This window comes from Paraburkholderia acidicola (assembly GCF_002362315.1).
Classification (GTDB): Bacteria; Pseudomonadota; Gammaproteobacteria; order Burkholderiales; family Burkholderiaceae; genus Paraburkholderia; species Paraburkholderia acidicola.
The window spans coordinates 654,090-678,780 of record NZ_MTZV01000006.1 but is presented as its reverse complement, the minus strand read 5'-3'; the positions used below and the strand labels follow the sequence as shown (position 1 = coordinate 678,780).

Below are 24,691 nucleotides of genomic sequence, written 5' to 3'. Positions count from 1 at the left end.
GATTCAGATAGGCCGCCGCAGATGGCAGCGATGGTCGCTAATCGGGAATCCGGGAAATCGCGGGTAAGCAGTATTCGCGGCTCCGCGTGAGCGCCATGTCAGGCGCGAACGGCGGGGCCGCCAACTTCTAAGGCTTCGGGGTGGAGAATGGCAGCACGCGCGCGCGCAGTACGACAACAAGATCCCCATGGTTCGCAGTCTGTCCTGAGATCGGACCTGCGGCCGCTGTGCCGCGCGGTTGCCTGGATACTTGCGGTGGGGTTTACGACGCATGCGCATGCGGCTGGGATCGTGAATCTCGGGCAGGCTACTGCGCGTAGCATCTCGGGCGGCTCGGGTGGTGTCGGTGCGGGTGTGCCGAACCTCGGTGTGACGCCGCAGCAGGCGCTGCAGGCTAGCCAGCCGTCGATTCGTAATCTCGGTACCGCGGCGCAGGCGATTGCTTCGCAGATTGCCGCGCAACAGAGTGCTGCGGCCGCTGCTGCGGCGACGGCGTCGAATGTGCCGAATGGGTTGACGCCCGGCGGGTTGCAGGTGGCGCCGGGGATTACGTTCGTCGCGGACAAGAACGGCAATCCGGTGAGCCAAAACACGGACACTACAAATCCGTTGGTCTGGGTCAACGCGAATGGGCCTACGCAGACCGTCGCGAGTAACGGGCATGTCAACGTGAATGTCACGCAGACCGCCCAGAACGCGGTACTGACGTGGCAGACGATGAACGTCGGCCGGCAGACGACGCTCAATTTCGACCAGTCGGCGGGCACGCAGACGAACGGTGCGAATAACTGGGCCGTGCTCAACCGCATCAACGATCCGAGCGGCAAGCCGAGCCAGATTCTCGGTAACATGACTGCGCAGGGCGCGGTTTATGTGATCAACCGCAACGGGATTCTGTTCGGTGCGGGGTCGCAGATCAATGTGCATTCGCTGGTGGCGTCGTCGCTCAGTTTGCTCGATACGAAGAATGAGCCGGGACCACAGAGCGCGGCGGGCATTGTTGCCAGCAACCAGCTGTTTTTGAATGTGCTGCCAGGGGTATCGGGAGGGTTGGCTAATCCGGAGGCGGGGAGTTCGAGCAATATACCGTCGGCGTCTGGTGTGCCGAATGAGATTCTGGGTCTCGGTGCCCAAACCATCCCACTGGGTACGTATCAGGCTCCCGGCGATATCACGATCCAGCCGGGTGCGTCGATTACCACTCACACGAACGGTAACGCCAGCGACGGCGGCTTTGTGATGGTCGCTGCACCCAACGTGACCAACGGCGGCAGCATTACTGCCACAGCAGGTCAGGTTGTGCTCGCGGCGGGTGTCGGCGTGAGTGTCACGCCGAATAAAGGTGGGACGAACAATCCGCAGGTGCTGCTGCCCGAACTGAGCGGGCAGGTTATCAAGGTACAGAACGGTTCGAACGTCGACATCACGCCCGCAGGGACGCTGACCAACACCGGTATTGTCCAGGCCGCACGCGGCAACGTGAACCTGCTGGGCAGTCGGGTGGCGCAGAACGGCGTGGTCGGCGTGACGACGAGCGTCAATACACCGGGCACGATCAATATCTCGACTGTCGACGAGTACGACTCGAATAATCCGCTGCAGAAGACCTACCCAGGTTTCTCCACCGTCGTAGGGAACGGACCGGGTGTTGCGACCAACGCGCACCGTGCTGGTCTCCTGACCTTCGGACCCGGCTCCGTGACCACCGTGATGCCCGACAACAACGGCCAGACGGCAACGTCGACACCAGGCACGGTTTTCACACCCGGTGGCATCACGATGACGGCGGCCTCGGTCTGGTTCCAGGGCGGGTCGCTCATCGAGGCGCCGGGCTCGACTGTGTCCGTTAACGCGTTGACACAGTCGTTGGCCGGCTATGCGACCCCTGTGGGACAAACTGCGGTGCCCGGGCGCATCTACGTGGACGATGGGGCGATCATCGATGTGTCCGGCATTGCGAACACCGAACTGCCGATCGCGCAGACGCTGGTCACGATTCCGCTCATCGGCCAGAACGAGCTTGCCGATTCGCCGCTGCTGCGCAGCGGCTTTCTATTCGGCCTGAAGAATGTCGTGGTCGACAGCACGCTCACGGGGACGAACAGCAACGGTTTGCAGTGGGTGGGCAGCCCGATCCTGAACCTGTCGGGGTATGTGAGCCTGATACCACGTAGTGTCGATCAACTGCTGGTCAACGGCGGCACGATCATACTGTCTGGCAACGAGGTGATGACCGCTAGCGGTTCGTCGATGAACCTCAATGGCGGATACGTCCACTACGACGGCGGGATGGTCAACACGACGCGTCTCGTCGATGCGAATGGCGCGATCGTGCCGATCGGCCAGGCGAGTCCGTACGACACGTATGTCGGGGTTGCGGGTGAGTTCGTGGAGAGTCATCCGCGCTGGCAGGTCACGAAGACCTGGTACAACCCGCTGACGACGGGCGGCGTCTATCAGCCGGATTACATTGTCGGTGGCAACGCGGGGACGCTCGATCTGTACGCGACACAGTCGCTGGTACTCGACGGCACCATTACGGCCGAGGCGTTTGGTGGTTCGAAGCAGGTACAGGGCAACAGCCTGCCGACAGGAGGGACCTTCAACCTGGGTTCCGATCCGAAGCTGGCAGCCGGGACGCTGATTAACCTGACACAAAATAGCCCTGCCGGTCCGCCATCGGGCGAATTGAATCTGGTGGTCCTGCAAGACACGGCGCCGCAACTCGACGATCTGATAGCGGGTTTTTCCATCGATACCCCGTTCAACACGACCGCACTGAATGCGCTACCGGCGACCGATCCGGACAACGTGCTGGCCACGATGGTGGTGCCGGTCGATACGCTTAACTCGGGTGGTTTTGCGACGCTCAATGTCACCGGCGACAAAACGAATGGCAAGGGTTTCGTCGTCGCGCAAGGCACGAAGCTGAATTTGCAGCCGGGCGGGTCGGTGACGCTTTCTGCTGCTTATGGCGGTAACGCGACGGTTGCCGGCGACGTGGTCGTTCCATCGGGCAAGGTGACGATTTCGAGCGGCGGCAACATCACGGTCACACCGACGGGGCAGATCAACGTGGCCGGCCAGTGGGTGAATAACGACGTCGATGCCGCACCGGGCACGACGCCGGGTAATAGCGAGTACATCAACGGCGGTAGCATCAGCCTCGCCGCGCAAGGGCACATCGACCTGCAGGGCGGTAGCGTGCTCGATGTGTCGGGTGGCGGAGAGATGCAGGCGAACGGCCAGTTGCTGATGAGTAACAACATCCCCGTCGGCAAGGGTGGCAGCGTGTCGCTCGTGACCTCCGACAACTCCCTCGCACAACTCCCGTCCGATCCGTTCCTGTCGATGAACGGCACGATCAGAAGTTTCGGCTTCTCGGGGGGCGGCACGCTTACGCTGGGCGCGGCGGGATTCCAGATCGGCGGCGACGCGGCCACGGCACCAGCCTGGGACGTGGTGCTGCCGGCTGACTTCTTCGCGCAGCAGGGCTTCGGCAACTACGTACTCAATGCACTGTACGACACCACCGTTGCGCCCGGCACGACCGTGTCGCTCACGCAGCAGAACCTGATACCGGATGCGGTGGCGCTGCAACAGGCAGCGAGCGGTGCAGACCTGACAGCGGCTGGCCTGACCAGCATCGGCACGCTCGACGCTTATCACCGGCAGCCGACTGGACTGGCCATGACGGGCGGTGGGTATCTGAACATTGCTGTCACTCGCAAGGACCAGAATCAACCAGAGGTGAACGTTCAGGTACCGCCGAATGACGGCGCGGTCGGGACGGTCAGCGTCGGGCAGGGCGCATCGATTGTAGGGGACGCGGGCGCGAGCATCGGCCTCGGTTCGCCGGTACAGGTCACGGTACTGGGCTCGCTCATTGCGCCAGGTGGCTCGATCATGTTGAGCGCGGAAGGGGCGATTGGCGCGCGCTACACCGTTCCCGGTCAGGTCACCATCAGTGGCGACTATACGAGCACCAGCAAGTCAGTCTGGCTAGGCTCGAATGCGGTACTGGATGTGTCCGGCGTGGCTCTGACCAATCCGCTGGCGGCACCGGTCAAGAGCGGGTCGACGACCTTTGCGCCAACCACAGGGAAAGTACTGCCGGGCGGGTCGGTGACGATTGCCGACGATGCGGGCTATGTGGTTGCGCAAGCGGGTTCGAAGATCAACGTATCGGGCGCGTCGGCCAGCTTCGACCAGTTGCAGGCCAACGGCACGTATGCGTCACAGCCGGTATGGAGCGACGCGGGTTCCATTACGCTGGCGGCTTCCTACGGCCTGCTCTTCGATGGCACCCTGAGCGCCCAGGCGGGTGCAAGTGGTGCGCAGGGAGGCACGCTTACCCTGATTCCGCAGACTGGAACAATACAGCTGCAACAGGTGAACGGCCCAACCCTCACGGTGCCGGCGGCAACCTCGCTCGTCCTGCAACAGAGCGGGAATTTCGTACCCGCCGGACTCGCGCCCGGGCAGGACATCATTGCGGCGACCGGGGCGCCGGTCAGCGTGCCGCTCCCCTCGGGTGCGACCAGCGATTACATGGAGCCGACCGGCGTGCTCCAGTTTGCCGCGGATCGCCTGACCGGCTCCGGCATCGCGACGCTGGTGCTCGGTGACAGCACCTCGTTCACGCCTGTGCCGGTCGCGTTTGCCGGCGACGTCAACATCGCCACGTCGAGAGCTGTGCAGATCTACACAAACCAGATCGTGGCACTCAATAGCAGTCAGCTCGGCCAGTTGACGAAAGGGACCGGCAGTCAAGGCAGTTACTCGGTTCCGACGATCGGCACGCTGCTCACCAGCGAGGTGACGCCGCAGACTAACGGACAGCTGCCGTCCACGACGATCGGTTCGACGGTAAGCATCGATGCGCCTTATGTGGCAGTCGTCGCGCCCACGCAGACCAGCGTGGTAAAGCTTGGCACGGTTGCAGCGGCTGCGGATGCGGCGCTGAACGTGAACGCGTCGTTCATCGATCTCGAGAACCAGTTCCAGCTAAACAACTTCGGGCAAGCGAATTTCACCAGCAGCGGCGATATCCGCCTGAGTTCGACGAGTCCCGGCAGCGGCGCCGTCGGGCTGCAGCCCGGCGAACTTTACACACCGGGTAACCTGACGTTCCGGGCCGCGGACCTGTATCCGTCGACTGGCAGCACGTTTATCCTCGACGCAGTTGGACCGACGGACCCGACCACGGGCAACCCGAGCCCGACCACGATCACGTTCGCTTCGAACGGCGCATCCGGCGTACCGCTGTCGGCGGGCGGCACGCTGCTCGTCGATGCATCGACCATCACGCAGGGCGGCACGGTGCGAGCACCGTCGGGTACGTTAGTGTTCGGTGTCGGAGATTCGACCAGCACCGCTACGCAGACACAGTTCAATGGGTTACCGCTCGTCTCGACCAGTTCGGTGACGTTTGCTGACGGCAGCGTCACGTCGGTATCGAACGGCAATACGATCATTCCGTATGGCACGACGGTTGACGGCGTCGAGTGGCAGTTCAACCCGGTGGCGGGTACTACGCTTCCCGATGTGACCGCGCCGCCGTCGAAGTACATCGGCGTGAACGGAAGCAGCGTTGCGCTCAACAAGGGCGCGACGATCGACCTGTCCGGCGGTGGCGATCTGCGGGCGGCCGAGTGGGTACCGGGCACCGGGGGCACGCGCGATGTGCTGTCGCAGTACAACGTGAGCTACGCGAGCAACGCGGCAGGTGTGGCTGTGCCGGTGAACGTGGGTGCGACGAACGTCTATGCGATCCTGCCTGGCGCGCAGTCGCCGGTGGCCGCATACGACCCGATGTTCGCGCAGACGCTGCAGCCGTCCACTAGCGCGAATGCCACGGTCGCTACGCAGACCACGAGCCTCGGCATTGGCCAGGCCGGCACCGGCAGTGCGATCGGGCAGTCGGTGTATCTGTCGGGTGTGCCGGGGCTGGCAGCGGGCTACTACACGCTGCTGCCTGGCAAGTACGCGACGTTACCCAACGCATACCGCGTGACGGTATCGGGCACGACGGGCACTGCGGCGCCGGGTGCGAGCCAGGTGCTAGCCGACGGTACGGTAGTGACGGCGGGCTACTTTGCGAATGCGCTCACGGGTAGCCGCAGTGCGACGCCGACACTGTTCAACGTGCAGTCGTCGAAAGTCTGGCAACAGTATTCGACGTACACGTTGACGAGCGCCAACAGCTTCTTCCCGACGCTCGCGGCTGGCGGCGGTAACGTAACGCCACCGCTGCCCGTCGATGGTGGGCAGCTAGTGCTCGCGGCGACGAAGGCGCTGACGCTCGGCGCAACGCTGAACACGACGGCAGGCGCAGGTGGCGCACCGGCCGAGGTCGATATCGCGTCGCAGGACATCCAGATCACCGGCAACGGCAGTGCGGCGCTGCCGGGGTATCTGCAGATCGCTGCGAGCGATCTCGATTCGCTGAACGCAGGCAGCCTGTTGATCGGTGGCACGCGCACGGCAACGACCAGCGGCATCACGATCGCACCGATTGCCGACAGCGTAGTGGTATCCAACAACACGGGCAGCGCACTGACCGGACCCGAGATCCTGCTGGTGACGAAAACGGTTCAGAACAGCACCGACCCGAACGCGGCCAACGGCCTGCAAGTCGATGCTGGCGCGGCGATCACGGCAAGCGGCAGCTACCCGGCGGCAAAGGACGAGCCTATCGCGATAGCGGGCGACGGCGCACTGTTGCGCGTATCGAACGGCGCGATGACGACGGTGACGCGCACCGGCGCGAGCGGTACCGGGTTGCTTGCAGTGGGTGCTGGCGCAACGCTGACGGGCGGCCAGGCATTGACGCTCGATTCGTCGGGCAACCTGACGGTCGATCCGACGGCGGTGCTGTCCGCGAAGGCAATTACTGTGGACGGCTCGGCGATCACCTTCACCGGCGACACGGGCGCAGCGGCAGCGAATCTGCCAGGTTTCGTGCTCGATGCGGCCGGGGTTGCGCAACTGGCGAACGCGCAACAGGTCATCCTGCGCAGCGCGGGTGCGATTAACTTTATCGGCAATGTGAACGCGACGTTCGGCAACAGCGTCGATCTCAGTGCGGGCACGTTTGCAAGCAACGGCGGCACGGCGGTGCTCAACGCGCAGCAGATCGCCTTCACGAACGAGACCGGTGCGACGTCGGCAACTGCGACACCTGGCGCAGGCACGTTGACGGTCAATGGGAAGGAAATCGACTTCGGCGCGGGCAACAAGAACCTGAGCGGATTCGGCTCGGTGACGATGAATGCGACGGGCGGCATCGTCGGGCAGAACACCGGGACGTTTGACTTCGGGGCATTGCCGGTCACGCTCAACGCACCGCTGTATCTCGCCGATACGAGTTCGGCATCGACGGTGAAGACAACGGGTCTGCTGAGCTTGAACAACGTTGCGGGCACGGCGCTGACTCGCACGCCGGCAGGCGGGGCGTGGAGCTTTATCGGCGGCACGATTGCGGATAACGGCGCGACAATTGCCGCGCCAGCCGGCAACGTCGGCATGGAAGCGACGACCGGGAACCTGACGATCGGGAGTGGTTCGACGGTGAGTTCGGCAGGCGTGTCGAAACAGTTCTTCGACACAACGCAATACGCACCGGCTGGGGCAATCACGTTGACTGCGGACGCGGGCTCGGTTGACGTGCAGACGGGTTCGACACTGAATTTCTCGGGAGCAACGGGTGGTGGAGCGGCGGGTAGCCTGACGCTGTCGGCACCGCAGCAGGTGGTGAACCTGAACGGCACGCTCAAGGGCGGAGCGGCGAGCGGCAATGCGGGTGGCTCGTTCTCGCTCAATACCGGCGGCGCGGCGAATCTGGATAGCCTCGCACAGACGCTCGCGTCGAGTGGTGTGAATCAGTCGGTCACCGTGCATACGAAGTCGGGCAATCTGACGCTGTCGGCGGGCAATACGCTGACGGCGCAGACAGTGTCGTTGACCGCCGATGGTGGCGTGGGCAATGCGTCGGACACGGCCAACGGCAACGTCAATATTCTCGGTACGGTCAACGCGTCGGGCACGGCCGGCGGTGAGATCGACCTGTACGGCCGGAGCGGCGTGGATGTCGAAGGAACGCTGCTGGCGACGGCGACGGGTTCGAACCAACGGGGTGGCAAGATCGACATCGGCACGAGCGCGGTGTTCGATCCGGGCGTGTCCAGTCCGTACAACCCGACATACGGTTACGAGAATATTGGCGAGGGGAACTCGGGCAAGATCCTGCTGGGCGCCAATGCGGTGATCAACGTGTCGGGCGGTACCGCGGACGCAGCGCTGGGCGGCACCGTGAACTTCCGGGCACCGCTGCTGCAGGACGGAACCGTTAATGTTGTGTTGGCACCAGGGGCGGGCGTCAACGGTTCCCGCTCGACTACGGTGGAAGCGTACGCGGTCTGGAGCACGACCGATGCAACGGGCGGTGCGCAGCACTTCGACGGGTCGATTGATCCGGCGGGCTGGTATGACGCCAGCGGCCATCTGCTCGCGGGGACCTTCACTGTGCCGGGCAGTACGCCGGCGACGTTTACCTACACCCCGGGTGTGACCGCTAACGGCATCGGGACGTTGACGAATACGACCGGCGTTTCCGTGACCGTGACGTCGGAGAGCCAGCTCAAGAACGGGATTTCCAGCTTCAATTTTGCGGGTCTGACGGGCGACTATTTCGTCGCGACCACGCCGAACAGCGATCACATTACGTTCTACGGATATCAGGACGGTACGACGACGAATGCGCCCGGGACGCTGATGGGATTCGTGCAGCAAGGCTTGAGTGGTGTCACGAATCAGTTCTCCGGCGTAAAGCTGGCGAGCTTCAGCGTTGTACCCGGGATCGAGCTAGACAATCCGTCCACGTCGATCAACAGCGGCAATATCTCGCTGCTGTCCAACTGGAACCTCGGTGCGGGAGCGCCGAACAATATCGGCACGGTCACGCCGGACTTCCGCTATCTGTCCGCGATTGCGCCCACGCTGACGTTCCGTGCGGCGAACAACTTCGTCGCCTACGCGAGTATCACAGACGGGTTCTACCAGAACCAGGTTGCGACGATTCTGGGCGCAGTGGGCACGGGCACATCCACGGGAACGTACGCAGCGGCCGAACAGCAGTTCGTGCAATTCGCTTCGCTCAACGATCCTACGCAAATCAATCTGATCTTCACAAACGGCAGCACTCAGACGCTTGCATCGCTCGACCCGAACACGATACTAAGTGCCCCGTTGATGGGGCAGAGTGCCAGCTACTACACCGCTTACCTTTCCTACACCACTGCGTGGCAACAGGACGTGCTGGCTTTGGCAAGCCAGTCCAAGATCGGACATCTCCTGAAGGTCGGGCCGTCGAACACAACCGCCCCCGTTGCCTCTGGTTCTTCGTCGTACTCGGACTACCTCGCAAAATATTCGGCCTATCTCTCTGGCTATTCGAACACGTCCGTGACAACTTTTGGCACGCCGACAGCGATGGATGCTCCGCCGGCTCCACCGGCCCACAGCGACGCAGATACTTACGCCGCTTACTTGTCCGATTACACCAGCTACCTCTCTGACTATGTGCAGGTGTATCTCAACAACTACCTCGGTGTTGCCAGTAGCTTTCGCTCTAACCCTAGAGGCGCATACAACGTTTCCTGGGCGCCCACCGCACCCGCTTCGGTTCCAGATACGGGCGCAGTCAACATCGGCGTACTGCCGGGGAATACGGTTGCCAACGTTGCAACGGCGAATAACCCGTTGCCAATCGCTTATGCGGCTCTGCTGGGCGGACAGAGTTCGTCGTACCGGATCGTGTCAGGTGCAGACCTTGGGAGCGCCAACCCCCTGACGCTCGAGCCGGTAGCGGCCTTCAACGATACGAGCCCTGCCACGGGTCCCGGCGGCAGCGTTACGCTGAGCGGACACACCTCGTATATCGATTCCAATGGGCGGACGCTCGTCCAGCCTGTGACGATTCGCACCGGTACGGGGTCCATCGACGTTGCGTCCGCGGTCGACATCGCGCTGTACGGCAACAGCATAGGCAGCGATGCGACGGATCCGAACGTGCCCGGTGTCATTTATGCCGGTGGGGCGCCTGCGAAAGGTTCGCCAGCACTGGGGCTGGCAACCGCGGTCGCGAGTGGAGGATCGGGTTACGCAGACATACTCGTAACGCCGAGCGTAAATCCGGACTCGGCGGGCGACGTGACGGTTCACGCGCAGAAAGACATCACGGGGCTTGAGTACACAACGGATACCAATGGTGTGCTGACGGGGCAGGCGGGAAGCAATACAAGCCAGTTCTGGTGGCAGTGGATGCAGGTCACTGCGAGTCCAACCAACAATAGTGGTGCTTTTGTGCCGCTTTCCCGTTCGTCGATAGATTTCGGTGCCTTCGATCAGGGCATCATGAGCGTCGGCGGTAACGTGTCGATCAGCGCGGGTGGCAATATTTCCGATCTGGGCGCCTCATCGCCGACCACATGGTACCTGGACAGTAATGGCAACCCGGTCACGGTCGGCGGCGGCAATCTGACCGTGCGGGCTGGCGGAGACATCCTGAGCGGCGACTACTTTGTTGCGAGGGGAACCGGAACGATTACGGCAGGTGGCCAGATTGGCTCGGATATCAGCGTGCCCACTCAATCCTCGCAGCCGCCGATTACGGTGGCTGCGTTGCTGGCGACGCAGGACGGGGTCCTGAATGTCAATGCCCGTCAGGGCGCAAATATCGCTGGCGTGGTCGACCTGTCGTACGTGCAAGGCAATGCGCTGTTGTTCCACTACAACCAGTATGCCGATGGGCAAGGATATTCGCAGACTTCCGCGGTGAATGTTTTATCGACAACCGGTGATGTGATTCTTGGCTCGCTCGGCTCAATCAATAGCGAGCTGATTGGTGGTGGTGCCACCGTTGCGTCGGCGGGGCTCCTCGATCTGTCATCTATCCTGCCGGCAACGGTTAACGTGACGGCGTTTACAGGGGGCATCACGGTAGCGTCCAGTGGCGAGCTCTACCCTTCGGCATCTGGCAACCTGAACCTGATCGCAGATCAATCGATCAATTTCTCGAGTCTCAACGGGTTTGCGACCAGTGCTTCAGCCGGTTCAGCGCCCGTGTTCGGAATGCTCGATGAGGACCCTTCGGCGATGCCGTCGCCAACCAATCCTCATGCCAATGTTCCCCGTGCTACTGAAAAAACTTTGGCCGTCCATGACACGAGCGCCCTGCATGCGGACGACGCGACGCCGGTACGCATTTACAGCCTGAACGGCAGCATCATCGACGGAATCCTGCAAACCACCGGCAGTAGCGCAGGCTTCTACAACAATCTTGTACCAGTTGCCGTTGACAAGCCGGCGTTGATTCAAGCCGGACAGGACATCGTCAATCTGGTGTTCCAGGGACAGAATCTGCGCAAGTCGGACGTTACGCGTATCGTCGCGGGTCGCGATATTTATGACGCGAGCTATCAGGCGACTAGTGGGGTCTCGGTTGTGCCCGTGCTGACCTTGGGTGGTCCCGGTACCTTCGATATCGAGGCTGGCAGGAACATCGGTCCGCTGACAACCGCCGCGCAGGCCAGCGGTGCTCCATCGGGTATAGACGCAGTCGGTAACGCGAATAATCCCAACCTGCCGCACGAGAGTGCGGACATCAATGTGCTGTTCGGCGTGGGACCTGGTGTCGACGTCGCGGCGTTCGTCTCGACCTATATCGATCCGGCCAGTTCGGTTACCGGGGTGTCGAGCACGACGCCGGCGCTGATCACATTCATGCAGCAGTATGAGGCTGGCCAGACAGTCGACACGGGCCTCACCAACGGTCAGCCAACCGTCCAGCCGCTCACGGCGGCCGACGCATGGTCGAAGTTCAAGGCGTTGCCACAATACGTGCAGCAGCGCTTTGCGGAACAGGTGTTGTTCAGCGTATTGACACAGGTCGGCGAGGACTACAACAACCAGGCCAGCAAGTACTACCAGCAATATGCTCGCGGGTACGACGCAATCAACACGCTGTTCCCTGCTTCGCTCGGCTACACGGCGAACAACCTGGGCGGGGGTAGCAATGGCGCGAACAAACCGGTCAGCACCGGCAACCTCGACATGCGCAGCACAACGATCCAGACGCAGCAGGGCGGCAACATTTCTATCCTCGGCCCTGGGGGCGAGGCACTCGTGGGTAGCACCACAGCGCCGCCGCAGGTTGTCGATAGCACCGGCAAGGTTATAGCCGGCCCCAGTTCGATGGGCATCCTGACGCTCGAGCAGGGCAACATCAACATCTTCACCGACCAGAGCGTGCAGCTTGCACAGAGCCGGATCTTTACCGAGCAGGGCGGCAACCTGACGATCTGGAGCTCGAACGGCGACATCAACGCGGGCAAGGGTGCCAAGACGTCCGCCGATACGCCGGCACCGCAGTACGTGTGCGATGCAAACCACTACTGCACAGTGGATGCGCGAGGGGAGGTGACAGGCGCCGGCATAGCGACGTTGCAGTCGGTGCCAGGCACGCCGCCGGGCAACGCGAACCTGATTGCGCCGCGCGGCACGGTGGATGCAGGGGATGCAGGTATTCGCGTATCGGGCAACCTCAATGTAGCCGCGTTGCATGTGGCGAACGTCGACAACATTCAGGTCCAGGGTGCGTCGACAGGTGTTCCGGTAGTGCAGGCAGTGAACACAGGGGCGCTGACGGCAGCGAGTTCGGCCGCGTCGGCAGCGAGCCAGATGGCGCAGGACATCGTGAAGAACAGCGCGTCGGGAGTGGGCCAACGGCGCTGGACAATCTCCGTGCAGGTGGAAGGTTTCGGCGACACGAACGACGATAACGCGAAGAAACGCAAGCGTGAGCAGGTTGGCTACGATTCGTCCAGTGCGGTGTCCATTCTGGGTTTCGGTCAAGTAGCGCCGAATCGGCAAGCCGTTTTGAGTAGCGGCGAGCGTGAGCGGCTGGGCAAGATCTAATCGCAAGTAGAGCAGTATTCGGTGTGTCCCTAGCAGTTACGTCGATGCAAAAAAAGCCGCGACCCGATTCTCCAGGTCGCGGCGCTACAGATGTGCGGTCTACGATTGAGACAGATTAGCGGCCGGCGCCACCACAAACGCCTGCATCGCCGATGTCGAGACCGAAGCCACTCGAGTTGCTCAGGAAGTCTGCGACGATCGCCGTCTGGAAGCCCGTCGGGACGGTGTCGAAGCCGTTGCCGCGCACGATCGACGCGAAGCTGGCGGTCGTATAGTGGTCGGTCAGGAAATCGACAACCGCCTTCGAAACTGCCGAGCTCAGGTAGCACTGGCTGACGATGATCTGGCTCGTACCAGATACAGGATAGCCAGAGGCCGGGTCGGCGAGTTTTGCGTAAGGCGAGCCCGCAACGCCCGAAACCGGTACCCATTGGGTCGGATCGGCGGCAGCGACGCCGCCGGACGGCGCGCTAACCGTGCCCAGCGCGGTCGTGGCGTTCTGGTAGATCGGCGCGTAGTACTTGTTATCGTTCTTGTTACGCAGGCTGGCCACGGCGAGTGCCGGCGACGCGGACGAGCTCGACGGTGCGAGCAACGTGTTCGCATAGTCCGGGCTCAGGTAGGCCGCTGCCGCCGGAGCACCCGACGAGCTTTGCAGTGCAAGCAGAGCCGTGCGGACACCGCCGCTACCGGTTGCGCCCACGAAGTTTGCCGGTACGCCCGACGGGAATGCGGTCGTGTTGGCGAACGTCAGTGAATCGACGAACGTGACACCGGTTGCCGTGTTTGCTGTCGTGCAGACAGCGTGCAGATGGCGCGTCAACAGTTCGCTCGTGCCGCTGCTATCAGCCCGGTAGACCACCGTAATCGGCTTGCTCGTCGTGGTGTAGACCGAGGTAGTTTCGGGGTTGATTACGGCGTTCCAGTTCGTGATCTTGCCCGAGAAGATGCCGCACAGGTCGTCATCGTTCAGCGAGATGCTGTGAGTCTGGCTCGGTGTCGTTTGCGGCGTGATCGTGCTCGTGACAGCCGGTGCGTTGATCACCGGAATCGTGATCGCCGTGACGATGTACGGAATCTGGATCAGCGGACCCTGGGTGGAGCCCAGACCGGTGTTGTTGTAGTTCGTGACTTGTGCCGTAGTCAGTGCGGCATCGCTGTTCGCGAAGTCGACCGTGCCCGTGACGCCCGTACCGAAGAACGACGGTGCATTGCTCAGGAACGCGTTCTGGCCGGCACCCGAACCGACCGAGAAGTACGTGAACGTCGCTTCGCCTGTACCGAACAGGCCGATTTCGGTGGCCGTGTTGCTGATGTTGCCGAGCGTCGGTGCGACGAGCGACGAACCGCCGCCTTGCACGAGGGGGCCGGCAGCCATGGCGGCCGATGCACTGATACTCGAGATGGCGAGAGCCAGAACCTGGCAGATCTTGCGCTTGCTGGATTTCATTAGAATGTCCTTAAACGAAGATAAAAGGGAAATCTGTTACCTGTAGCGGCGACCAGATACCGGGTTGACCGCCGGATTACTCTAAGTGAGATCTGGAAAGGAATTATGAATTTTTCATAGCGAATGCTACGGAACATTTTTTCTTTGATTTAAGCTCACATGTTGGAATGACAACCACTGCATGTAAGCGATATCGGTGCGAAAGGAGGACGGTACCAGGCTCCTCTCGTGTCAGGACGCCTCAGGCACTGTGACGAACCACGTGGGCAACAAAAGCTGTAGTACCTCGTAAGATCCTCACACCATTTCTGCGTCAATTTGATGGCGAATGTTACGGACCATCCTTGTCATGACCTGACAGTATCAATCGGTTCTGCCATTAAGCGGCTCGCTCCCAATAAGCGGAATCGGATCGGCTGTGCTGTTTGGATATCGATATGTAGATATTTTTATGCGAGCGCAAACTAAATTTAATAAAAGGTGCGTAATTTTCGATGTGTAGTACACCCGTAATGAATGTTGCTCAACATTCCCCAAAAAAAACCGCGACCCGGTTCTCCAGGTCGCGGTGTTACAGATATGCGGTCTACGATTGAGACAGATTAGCGGCCTGCACCACCACAGACGGTCGCGTTGCCGATGTTGAGGTTGAAACCGCTCGTGTTGCTCAGGAAGTCCGCGATAATCGCCGTCTTGAAGCTCGACGGAACGGTATCGAAGCCGTTGCCATGCAAGATGGATGCGAAGCTGGCGTTCGTGTAGTGGTCGGTCAGGAAGTCGACAACGGCCTTCGAAACTGTCGAGCTCAGGTAGCACTGGCTGACGATGATCTGGCTCGTACCAGAAACAGGGTAGCCGGCCGCCGGGTTGGCGAGTTTCGCGTAAGGCGAGCCCAAAGCTCCCGAAACGGGTACCCATTGGGTCGGATCGGCGGCCGTGGTGCTGCTGGACGGCGCGCTAACCGTACCCAGTGCGGTCGTGGCGTTCTGGTAGATCGGCGCGTAGTACTTGCCATCGGTCGTGTTACGCAGGCTGGCCACGGCGAGTGCCGGCGACGCGGACGAGCTCGACGGTGCGAGTAACGTGTTCGCATAGTCCGGGCTCAGGTAGGCCGCTGCCGCCGGAGCACCTGACGAGCTTTGCAGTGCAAGCAGAGTCGTGCGGACGCCACCGCTACCGGTTGCGCCCACGAAGTTTGCCGGTACGCCCGACGGGAATGCGGTCGTATTGGCGAACGTCAGCGAATCGATGAACGTAACGCCAGTTGCCGTGTTTGCCGTCGTGCAGACAGCGTGCAGATGGCGCGTCAGCAGTTCGCTCGTGCCGCTGCTATCAGCCCGGTAGACCACCGTAATCGGCTTGCTCGTCGTGGTGTAGACCGAGTTGGTTTCGGGATTGATGACGGCGTCCCAGTTCGTGATCTTGCCCGAGAAGATGCCGCAGAGGTCGTTGTCGTTCAGCGAGATGCTGTGAGTCTGACCCGGCGTCGTTTGCGGCGTGGTCGTGCTCGTGACAGCCGGTGCGTTGATCACCGGAATCGTGATCGCCGTGACGATGTACGGAATCTCGATCAGCGGACCCTGTGTGGAGCCGAGGCCAGTGTTGTTGTAGTTCGTGACTTGCGCCGTGGTCAGTGCGGCATCGCTGTTCGCGAAATCGACCGTACCCGTGACACCCGTACCGAAGAACGACGGCGCGTTGCTGAGGAACGCGTTCTGGCCGGCACCCGAACCGACCGAGTAATACGTAAACGTTGCTTCGCTGGTGCCGAACAGGCCGATTTCGGTACCGGTCTTGCCAACGGCACCAATCGTCGGCGCAACCAGCGACGAACCACCACCTTGCACGAGCGGCCCGGCAGCCATCGCGGCCGTCGCACCAATACTCGAAATAGTAAGAGCCAGAACCTGACAGATCTTGCGCTTGCTGGATTTCATGTGAATGTCCTTAAACGAAGATAAATGGGAATTCTGTTACCTGTAGCGCGGCGACCGGATGCCGGCTTAACCGCTGAATTACTCTAGGTGAGATTTGGAAAGGGATTATGAATTTTTAATAGCAATAAATCGGAACATTTTGGTGCTTCGATTTGAATCAGTGTTCAGTGGCGGTAATCGTTGCAGGTTGATAAATTTCAAAATGAAAGAGGGGTAAATCGCGCACAGGTGAGAGCCGCCACCAGCAAGGAAGGTAGCTAAAATCGACTACGTACAAGGTTTTCAGAACTTCGTTTCAGAGTCAATTTGATGGCAAATGTTACGGACCATTTCTATCGAACTGTGATAATCGTAATCATTCTTGAATTAACCGATCTGTTCTCAAGAAATGGGATCGATTAGCAAATTGAGAATGTCGATATGCAGATGTTTAAATATACGAGCGTTGCATCTTATTGAATAAAGCAAGCCCAATTTTCGATTTACTGAACGCCCGCAAAAAATGTTGCTCAACATTCGTCACAATTCTGATCCACTTCGCTGCTTAGTCTTGGCCCACCGCTAGAACGCTAAAACGTAAGTGACCCACGTGACGGGAGGCTAAAGAGATGTCGGCGTTTCGCTACGAAGCAGTCAACCCCACGGGCAAGATGCTGCGAGGCGTACTTGAGGCCGACAGTGCGCGAGCCGGCCGCGGTCAGTTGCGCGCGCAAGGATTGACGCCGATCGTCGTCGAGCTAGCCGCATCGCGTCTGCACGGCGAGCGCAGCCAGCGTCTGGCGCTCGGCAAGAAACTCTCGCAGCGTGAACAGGCCATCGTCACGCGACAGCTCGCGAGTCTGCTGATCGCAGGTCTACCGCTAGACGAAGCGCTTTCGGTCCTCAGCGACCAGGCGGAGCGCGACTACGTCCGCGAGCTGATGGCATCGATTCGCGCCGAAGTAGTGGGCGGCCATTCGTTTGCGAACGCACTCGCACAGCATCCACGCGATTTCCCCGACATCTACCGCGCGCTCGTCGCAGCAGGCGAGCACACTGGCAAGCTGGGTCTCGTGCTGTCGCGGCTCGCGGACTACATCGAACAGAGCAACGCACTGAGGCAGAAGATCCTGCTCGCGTTCACCTATCCCGCGGTCGTCACGATGATCGCGTTCGGCATCGTCACGTTCCTGCTCAGCTATGTGGTGCCGCAGGTGGCGAACGTGTTTTCGAGTACCAAACAGCAACTACCGCTCCTCACAGTGATGATGCTTGCGCTGTCAGGCTTTGTACGGCACTGGTGGTGGGCCGCACTCGCAGGCGTCGCGGTGACAGCATGGGTGGTGCGCAAGATACTGTCACAACCACGCCCACGGCTAGCGTTCGATCAATGGCTGCTCACCGCACCGCTCGCAGGCAAGATCGTCCGCGGCTACAACACCGTGCGCTTCGCCAGCACACTCGGCATCCTGACGGCAGCGGGCGTGCCGATCCTGCGCGCGTTGCAAGCCGCAGGCGAGACGCTAAGCAACCGCGCAATGAGCGGCAACATCGACGACGCAATCGTACGAGTCCGCGAAGGCACATCGCTCTCCCGCGCACTCGGCCACACGAAAACGTTTCCGCCGGTACTCGTCCACCTGATCCGCTCAGGCGAAGCAACCGGCGACGTAACGACGATGCTCGACCGCGCCTCCGACGGCGAATCACGCGAACTCGAACGCCGCACGATGTTCCTCACGAGCCTGCTAGAGCCGCTCCTCATCCTGGCGATGGGCGGCGTCGTGCTAGTCATCGTGCTGGCAGTGATGATGCCGATCATCGAACTCAACAGCATGGTTCAGTGATGCAAAACCCAACGCCCACAAGCGAGAGGACCCGCCGCAACCAGCAATCCGGCTTCACGCTACTGGAAATGATGGTGGTGCTCCTGATCGTCGGAATGCTCATCGCCGTCGTCACGCTGATGCCGTCGAGAAACCGCCGCACCGATCTCACCGAGGAAGCACAGCGCCTCGCCAGCCTGCTCGAATCGGCCGGCGACGAAGCCCAGGTCCGCTCCGCGCCGGTTTCCTGGCAACCGATGGGCGGCGGTTATCGTTTCGCCCAGCGCGCCGAAGACGGCAAATGGCAACCGATGACCGACGACCTTTTTAAACCGCATCGCTGGGGCGCCGAAGTAACGGCCGTATCGATCCGCTACACGGACGGCGCAGCGGTCTCACGCGTGGTGCTCGGCACCGAGAGCATGGAGGTACCGGTCACGATCGCGCTGTCGTCGGGTTCAACACAAGTGCTCGTAGTCGGCACAGGCATCGGTAATTTCATCGTACGAACGCCATAACACAGCGCAAGCGCCAGCAGCATCTACCGTTTTTTAAAGCACCTCCTCGCCTCTACGTCACTAGGCTGTCACAGTCTTTTCCTATTGTTGGACGTTCGCTTCTGACTGGCGCCATTTCACCGGGGCGGTGCCATCCGGCAGGGCGTAGCCTCGCAGCCTCACTATCCGACGATTGACTCATGAGACGTTCATGGACGCCGAACGGCGTCCTGGCGCTAATCGCATGCCTGTTGTTTACCGTCTTGACCACACGCTGCGCCGAAGCACAGGAAGGGAAGCCGGACAGTCATCCGTCCGCGGTGCATTTCGATCTGCCCGCCCAACCTCTGGCTCAGGCATTGCAGGCTTTCGCGCACCTGACGGAACTGGTTGTGCTCGCACCCGCTCCGCTGCTGGAAGGGCGCACGAGTGCAGCGGTGACCGGCGACTTCGCACCGCGCGATGCGCTGGAGCAGATGCTGGTGAGCACGGGACTGCACGCGGAATTCATGGGTCCGGACGAGGCGATCATCGCGATGCAGCCAGCCGAACCGGCAGCACCCGTCGCCGACAGCGCGGCGACGAGCGCTGTGCAACCGGACGATGGGATCGGTGCGAACGAGGAACAACGGAATTACGCGGGACTGCTGCAGGCGCGTCTAACCGATGCGTTGTGCGCGCAGCCAGCGGCTGTGCCGGGCAACTATCGGCTCATTGCACAGCTACGTATTGACAACAGGGGGGCGGTGGTGGCGGTCAATATGGTGGCATCGAGTGGCCTTGCGTCTCGCGACGCTGTAATCGTGCGTGCCATGCGCGCGCTGAAACTCGATTCGGCGCCGCCGCGCGACTTGCCGCAGCCCGTCACGATCTGGCTGCGGCCCGTGGATAGCCGCGTGCATATCCGTTGTCCACAAACCGGCGCGGGGAACTAGCCGGTCATGTCCGATACCAGTCGTTCCCAGCTCAGGCATATCCTGGCGTCGCGCTACACGTACCTGGTCAGGCGGCTCGAACGCGTGACCGGGTCGAAGGACGGCGCCGCCGATGCGCTGCACGAAACGTGGCTGCGTCTGGAAAGTGCGAACGTTTCCACGCAGGTGGCGAACGCCGACGCGTATATTCTCGGCATGGCGAACAACGTCGCCATCGATCAGCATCGCCGCGAACGTCGTCATACACACGAAGACGACGCCGACCCGCAGTTCGAACAGCATGACGAGCTGGCCGACCCCGAGCGCATCGTCGCCGCGCGACGCAAGGTGGACGATCTGAAGGAAGTGCTGCGTGGCCTGACGCCGCGCCGCCGGGCGATTCTGCTTGCGGCGCGCGTGGACGGGCAGTTGAATCGCGAGATTGCCGAGCGTTTCGGCATTTCGCTGCGTCTCGTGGAAAGCGAGCTCAGTGCTGCGATGAAGTATTGTCTACAGCGTATGCAGGACCCGGGTGAGTCGCTCCCGGATTCGAGAAGCGGACCACGCAAATTTTGAGCATCTGATGATGAGGAAAGCCGAGGTCGATTCTGCAGCTAGCCACGCGCTCGATGAAGGGAGCGCGTGGCTGTTGCGCTTGCGCTCGGAAAAGAACGTGAGCCCTGCGGATGCCGCGGCCTTCCAGCAATGGTGTGTCGAGCATCCGCAGGCGGCGGGTTTGCTGCGCGATACATGGGGCGCACTCGGCACCGCGGCGGCGGAAGTGGCACGCGAAGAGCGGGCGGCCGGCACCGCGTGGACAGGCGAGCCAGACCGCACCGTCGCGATCCGCACTGGCCGACGTGCATTCGTCGGTTTTGCTGTGGCAGCCGGCGCTTCGTGGCTCGCGCTTCGTCCGCCGATGAACCTGTGGCCCGCGGTGACCGATCTCTCGTCGGATTACCGGACCGGCACGGGCGAGCAGCGTCGCGTGACGCTGTCGGAGCGCGTGACGGTCGAGATGAACACGCAGACGCGACTCGATGTGCTGCCCGTGAGCACGGCCACGCGCGGCGTAGAACTGCTGGCTGGCGAAGCGGAAATCAATGCGGTCGCGGCGTCGCCGACGCGGGCCGAGCCCGCGCGACTGGTCACTGTCGTAGCGGGGCCGGGCCGGATGCAGGCGCAGGTCGCGCGCTTCAACGTGCGACGCACGGGCGACGAGGTGTGCGTCACCTGCATTTCGGGTTCGGTTGCACTCGATCATCCGCGCGGACGCGTGATGCTCGCCGCTGACGAGCAGGTGGTCTACGACGATCGCGCGGTGCGTCCCGTGTCGCGTGTCGATCCTGGTGCCGTGATCGCGTGGCGTCGCGGTGTGCTCGTTTTCAACGGCGTGCCGGTTTCCGAAGTCGTCGACGAAATCAATCGCTATCGGTCGGGGAAGGTCATCCTTCGAAACGCGGCGCTGGGCGAGAATCGTCTGCAGGCGCAGTTCCCGATCACGCGGCTCGACGATGTGATCGACATGCTCGGCCGGCTCTACGGCGCGCATGTGACGAAGTTGCCCGGCAAGATCGTCTTGCTGAGCTAATTCGTTTTCAATGGCGGTGACGGCGGCGTTATACCAGCCGCATACTCGCCGCCTTACCCACCAGCGTTTCATCCGATCCGCGCAACGGCAAAGGCTCCGCCGAGCGCTGCACTTGCAGCCGCTGCGTCCGTTATATCTGCGGGTTACGCCCGCTCCATACGACTTGTATACGAGAGCCGACGATGTAGCCGCTACGATATGCGGCCGGCATACGCCACGTTCGCATATGTCACGGCAATGCAAAACGTGGCGACGTCGTGGATTCGATACGGGATGCGAGGGCGTCCGTTGCTCCAGACGGAGGCGTAATGACGACGAAAGCTTCACGGCCCGGGCCGGCCTGCTTCGACGCGCAATCGACCGTCGAGGACATCCGCGCGGAAACACGCGAGGAGATTCGCGAGAGCGCTATCCGCTGGCTGCTCTGGCTGCGTTCAGGCAACGCGGGCGAGGCCGACTTCAAGGCGTTTCGGACATGGCGAACGCAAAGCGCGGAGCATGCGCGGGCCGCACACGAAGTTGCATGGGTCTGGCGGATGCTCGGGTTGCTCGCCCGCAACGAGCGCAACGCACGTAGCGACAGATCTGCCCGCACCCATTCACATCCACTTACCGACAAAGAACCCCGTGTCTGTTCGCGCTCGCTACGCGAGGGCCGGGTGCGCTCGTATTGAACGGGCGATGCGCCGATGCGCTAACTCATCAAAAGAAAATATGCGGGTTAAGCGTAGTCGGTACGACCTAGTTTATGTGAGACGAATTTAAGTGACGTAGCCTGGGAGCCGGATCGTCGTAGTGTCCGGCACTTTTAAGCCGGTGCTATCAGGAGCCGGATTCCGTCCGCGCACTCGCGCGGGCAGCGTTCCAGGTCGTGTCAAGCGGATCATCGGTACTGTGGTAGGGCTCGAGCAGAAACGGAAAACGCTCGACGAAAGATGCGGTTTTTCGCAAGGCAACGATATGGTTGACCGTCCATTGCAGCAAATCGCTTCCTTGCCGGATCTGCTCTGCGCTCCAGCTGGGCATCGCGGCGAAGAGTCCGGCAAAGCCGCTCCAGCGCGAGGCGCGGTCGTTGCTCGCCGGCTTGAGGTAGGTGTTCATGCAGATGTCGTCGTTATCGGTCATGACGCCGACGAACAATCCATTGATGCCCGGCACGCCAACCTGTTGCCATTTCTCGGCCAGCGCGAGCGGGCGCATTACGCGGGCCAGCACGAAAGCCACGCTGGTTTCGGTCCCGATCTCATCGACCGACATCACGCCATTGCGCTGCATGCATCGCGCGACGGCGTGCGGTTTGATCACGCTGCACGCGAAGCTGCGCAACACGAGTTCCGGCACGGTGACCTGCAACTGGAATTCGCGCAGTCCGTGCTCGGCGCTCATCGTCGAAAAGTTCACAAACAAACCTTCGATCTGACCGAGTACGCCCACATAGGGATCGATGCCGAGCCGCGCGAGCTTGGGCGCAACCTGCCGTTCGAGCAACCGCAGCAGATTGCGCCGGTTGCGCGTGCCGGTGAAGTTGTCGAGACACGTCGTGATGATCGCGCTGACTTCGCCGCGACGCTCTTCAGAAAACATCCGGGGAGACCGGTTCAGGTCGAACCTGGCGCGGCCGTGGGCCACGCGTGCATCTACGAACATGCAGGGTCCTCAGTGGGCTCGAACTGGCTGGGGCGAGGATAGCACGCACCAAAATGAGCAGCGTGACGACATAAAGGCGAGGACGGGTGACGTACAGGCAAAACACAAGCGGGGCAGGGATAGTCGCGGCGATTCTGCCGCAAAGCGGCGTAACCTGGGGGATCCGTGGAAACGCTTTGCCAAACAGCGACGAGGCAATCACGTGATACGCACAATTATGGAACGGTTTGTCGAGCATAGCCCGATGGCAGTCATGGCGAGACTCGTCATGCAATGCGGGCTGCACGCAGAATGGCTGGACGATTCGTTTGAAAGAGGCGAGGAGCAGGACTGCGAGGCGACGCGCGAGCAGCTGTTCTCGATGACGGCGAAGGCGATGGTCGCGATCGCGACGCCGGGGCAGCGGGCGCATCACTTGCCTGCCGGTACCTCCACTGAGTTCGGCGCGCTCGTCACCTCGCTGCACGACAGGATGAGCCGTCTGCAGAGCGGATGGAGCCGGGGGCTCGTTAAAGAAAGCGCCGCTTTGCTGGTGCCCGCCGCCTGGCCGCGCGCGGATCAGTCGCCGGCGACCGTGGCCGGTTATCGGCTCAGGGTACTGGACGGTCGGCGCATGCCGCTCGGCATGCAATGCACGCCTGGGCCCGAGGGTTGTACGCATGTCGTCGCGGGTAACGATGTCGCACACGATGCAACGCCGCAGCCGCGCATGTTGCCCGTCTACGATCCGGACCTCGGGATGATCGTCGATCTCGTTCCCTATGAACGCGGTCATATCCATGAGCGTGCGTTTCTCGGGGCGTACCTGGAGTCGCTGCAGCCTGGCGACTTGTGGATCGTCGACGGTCGCTTCAATACGAACGCAATACTTTCGGGCTGGCCGCGCCGTGGTAGCGCGTTTATCGTGCAGGAACATGGCTGCGCTGCTGCGTATCGCGAACTGGATGCGCTGCGTGAAACGGGGTTGCTCGATGATGCTCCGGTGTTCGAGCAGACGGTTGGCATCGACGACGGGTGCGGCGCATCGCTGGTTTTCAGGCGGATCGAATGGCGTCGTAGCGGCGCCGCTACCGCTAACGATGCGGACGCAACCATCCGCATTCTGACCAACGTACCGGCATCGCAGCTCGACGCGCTGCAGATCGTCCGTCTGTCCTGCCGGCGCTGGAGTGATTCACTACCGCTACCGATGGATGCGGTGTTCGACTGCGCATTGGCTGCCGCCGTACCGCCGCGTGCGATGGCGCTAGCGAGCAGCATCGTCGCGGTGGCGTACAACGTGCTCAGCGTGATGCTGGATGCGGTGCGAAGCACGCTCGGGCTGGATGCCCACGATCTCGAAGGGCTGCCGTTACATATCGCCAGCGGCATCGAAGCGGCCTACGGCGGCATGATGATCGCGCTGCCGCCTGAAAACTGGCGGCGCTACGATCAACTGCCTGCCGCGGAACTTGGCCAGATCGTGCGGCGTCTCGCCGTGCACATCGACCCGCGCAGCGAGCGCAGAAGAAGGCAGGACAACAAGCTGTCGGCGAAATCGCAGGCACGGTTGCGCGCGGGGACTGTCGAGCGGCTTCTGCATGGCGACATGGAACTCGACGCACTGGGTCCGTTCCGTCTGCCCACCATCGCGATGGCGACGCGCGATTTCAGCAGCAATCCGTCCAAGGCGTTGCGACATGCAGGCGAAGCGCTGGTGATGGTCACGAAATACAACCGGCCCATCGGGCTGCTTGTTTCGATCGATAACTGGAATCGTCTGCTGGGCGAAGTGCGTGAATCGAGTCTCGACCGGCTTTCGCTCGACTACGCGGCGTTTGCGCAGATGACGGGGTCGGCTTCGTTCAGCGAGCCTTCGCTGAACTGATAAGC

11 protein-coding genes are annotated in these 24,691 nt (G+C 61.7%); 8 read left to right on the top strand and 3 right to left on the bottom strand.

The window, feature by feature from the left end; all coding sequences use genetic code 11:
- Nucleotides 1-246 precede the first annotated feature (246 nt).
- On the top strand, nt 247-12,978 hold the full coding sequence (locus BWP39_RS21850; RefSeq protein WP_235851493.1) for a filamentous haemagglutinin family protein: 12,732 nt from the start codon (nt 247-249) through the stop codon (nt 12,976-12,978).
- A 115-nt stretch (nt 12,979-13,093) separates the two neighbouring features.
- Here the strand turns inward: BWP39_RS21850 and BWP39_RS21845 are convergent, their stop codons facing one another.
- The gene (locus tag BWP39_RS21845) at nt 13,094-14,428 is read right to left on the bottom strand and encodes a substrate-binding domain-containing protein (RefSeq protein ID WP_096723992.1); all 1,335 of its coding nucleotides are present in this window, start codon (nt 14,426-14,428) and stop codon (nt 13,094-13,096) included.
- Between the two features lie 602 nt (nt 14,429-15,030).
- Complete coding sequence (locus tag BWP39_RS21840; protein WP_096723990.1) at nt 15,031-16,365, bottom strand: substrate-binding domain-containing protein; 1,335 nt, start codon at nt 16,363-16,365, stop codon at nt 15,031-15,033.
- A gap of 608 nt (nt 16,366-16,973) precedes the next feature.
- On the opposite strand from BWP39_RS21840, the gene gspF reads away from it, so the two are divergent.
- The 6 genes from gspF to BWP39_RS21810 all read left to right on the top strand — a co-directional run bounded on the left by gspF (nt 16,974) and on the right by BWP39_RS21810 (nt 21,846).
- Nucleotides 16,974-18,191, top strand: a complete 1,218-nt coding sequence (gspF, locus tag BWP39_RS21835) for a type II secretion system inner membrane protein GspF (protein WP_096723988.1) — start codon at nt 16,974-16,976, stop codon at nt 18,189-18,191.
- On the top strand, nt 18,191-18,688 hold the full coding sequence (gene gspH / locus BWP39_RS21830) for a type II secretion system minor pseudopilin GspH (RefSeq protein WP_096723986.1): 498 nt from the start codon (nt 18,191-18,193) through the stop codon (nt 18,686-18,688). Before gspF ends, gspH begins: the two co-directional genes overlap by 1 nt.
- Nucleotides 18,689-18,867: 179 nt before the next feature.
- Nucleotides 18,868-19,602 carry a secretin and TonB N-terminal domain-containing protein gene (locus BWP39_RS21825; protein WP_096723984.1) on the top strand — a complete coding sequence of 245 codons (735 nt, stop codon included), beginning with the start codon at nt 18,868-18,870 and terminating at the stop codon, nt 19,600-19,602.
- Nucleotides 19,603-19,608: 6 nt separating this feature from the next.
- Nucleotides 19,609-20,157, top strand: coding sequence for an RNA polymerase sigma factor (locus BWP39_RS21820; protein ID WP_096723982.1), 549 nt, complete (start codon nt 19,609-19,611; stop codon nt 20,155-20,157).
- A gap of 7 nt (nt 20,158-20,164) precedes the next feature.
- Nucleotides 20,165-21,172: a FecR family protein gene (locus tag BWP39_RS21815; RefSeq protein ID WP_096723980.1), complete on the top strand. Its 1,008-nt coding sequence runs from the start codon at nt 20,165-20,167 to the stop codon at nt 21,170-21,172.
- A gap of 308 nt (nt 21,173-21,480) precedes the next feature.
- Entirely contained in the window at nt 21,481-21,846 is a 366-nt protein-coding gene (locus tag BWP39_RS21810) for a FecR/PupR family sigma factor regulator (protein WP_096723978.1), read from the top strand.
- Between the two features lie 148 nt (nt 21,847-21,994).
- Here BWP39_RS21810 and BWP39_RS21805 read toward each other — a convergent pair whose 3' ends face one another.
- Nucleotides 21,995-22,819 carry a hypothetical protein gene (locus BWP39_RS21805; RefSeq protein WP_096723976.1) on the bottom strand — a complete coding sequence of 275 codons (825 nt, stop codon included), beginning with the start codon at nt 22,817-22,819 and terminating at the stop codon, nt 21,995-21,997.
- A gap of 253 nt (nt 22,820-23,072) precedes the next feature.
- Here BWP39_RS21805 and BWP39_RS21800 point away from each other — a divergent pair, with 253 nt between their 5' ends.
- Nucleotides 23,073-24,686, top strand: a complete 1,614-nt coding sequence (locus BWP39_RS21800) for a type II toxin-antitoxin system Phd/YefM family antitoxin (protein WP_133116909.1) — start codon at nt 23,073-23,075, stop codon at nt 24,684-24,686.
- The last annotated feature ends 5 nt before the right edge of the window (nt 24,687-24,691 follow it).

What these genes read in the sequence shown, in the direction of transcription:
- gspH (WP_096723986.1), top strand. Translation starts at nt 18,191, where the DNA reads ATGCAAAACCCAACGCCCACAAGCGAGAGGACCCGCCGCAACCAGCAA.
- BWP39_RS21820 (WP_096723982.1), top strand. Translation starts at nt 19,609, where the DNA reads ATGTCCGATACCAGTCGTTCCCAGCTCAGGCATATCCTGGCGTCGCGC.
- BWP39_RS21825 (WP_096723984.1), top strand. Translation starts at nt 18,868, where the DNA reads ATGAGACGTTCATGGACGCCGAACGGCGTCCTGGCGCTAATCGCATGC.
- BWP39_RS21840 (WP_096723990.1), bottom strand. Translation starts at nt 16,365, where the DNA reads ATGAAATCCAGCAAGCGCAAGATCTGTCAGGTTCTGGCTCTTACTATT.
- gspF (WP_096723988.1), top strand. Translation starts at nt 16,974, where the DNA reads ATGTCGGCGTTTCGCTACGAAGCAGTCAACCCCACGGGCAAGATGCTG.
- BWP39_RS21800 (WP_133116909.1), top strand. Translation starts at nt 23,073, where the DNA reads ATGGCGAGACTCGTCATGCAATGCGGGCTGCACGCAGAATGGCTGGAC.
- BWP39_RS21810 (WP_096723978.1), top strand. Translation starts at nt 21,481, where the DNA reads ATGACGACGAAAGCTTCACGGCCCGGGCCGGCCTGCTTCGACGCGCAA.
- BWP39_RS21805 (WP_096723976.1), bottom strand. Translation starts at nt 22,819, where the DNA reads ATGTTCGTAGATGCACGCGTGGCCCACGGCCGCGCCAGGTTCGACCTG.
- BWP39_RS21845 (WP_096723992.1), bottom strand. Translation starts at nt 14,428, where the DNA reads ATGAAATCCAGCAAGCGCAAGATCTGCCAGGTTCTGGCTCTCGCCATC.
- BWP39_RS21815 (WP_096723980.1), top strand. Translation starts at nt 20,165, where the DNA reads ATGATGAGGAAAGCCGAGGTCGATTCTGCAGCTAGCCACGCGCTCGAT.